Annotated in this window: 1 rRNA gene; it reads right to left on the bottom strand. The window is 52.9% G+C overall.

From position 1 onward, the window contains the following. Positions 1–40: 40 nt before the first annotated feature. Positions 41–730 (bottom strand): 23S ribosomal RNA (locus DRW07_RS18225); the annotation flags it as partial.

Raw genomic sequence — 730 nt, 5'->3', positions numbered from 1 at the left:
TTGATTAGCTTGTCAGCATACAAAGCCATTTAGGCGTTGTATGGTTAAGCCTCTCGGGCAATTAGTACAGGTTAGCTTAACGCCTTACAACGCGTCCACACCCTGCCTATCAACGTCTTAGTCTTAAACAACCCTTCCACGATTTACATCGAGGGATGACTCATCTTTGGGCCGGCTTCCCGCTTAGATGCTTTCAGCGGTTATCCGTTCCGAACGTAGCTACCGGGCAATGCCTTTGGCAAAACAACCCGAACACCAGCGGTTCGTCCACTCCGGTCCTCTCGTACTAGGAGCAGCTCCCATCAATCATCCAACGCCCACACCAGATAGGGACCGAACTGTCTCACGACGTTCTAAACCCAGCTCGCGTACCACTTTAAATGGCGAACAGCCATACCCTTGGGACCGACTTCAGCCCCAGGATGTGATGAGCCGACATCGAGGTGCCAAACACCGCCGTCGATATGAACTCTTGGGCGGTATCAGCCTGTTATCCCCGGAGTACCTTTTATCCGTTGAGCGATGGCCCTTCCATACAGAACCACCGGATCACTATGACCTACTTTCGTACCTGCTCGACGTGTCTGTCTCGCAGTTAAGCTAGCTTATGCCATTGCACTAACCTCACGATGTCCGACCGTGATTAGCTAACCTTCGTGCTCCTCCGTTACGCTTTGGGAGGAGACCGCCCCAGTCAAACTACCCACCAGACACTGTCCGCATCCCCGAT

The organism is Paralteromonas sediminis (assembly GCF_003820355.1).
Lineage (GTDB): Bacteria > Pseudomonadota > Gammaproteobacteria > Enterobacterales > Alteromonadaceae > Alteromonas_F > Alteromonas_F sediminis.
The sequence above is the reverse complement of the archived record's forward strand: the minus strand, read 5'-3'. Positions and strand labels throughout refer to the sequence as shown.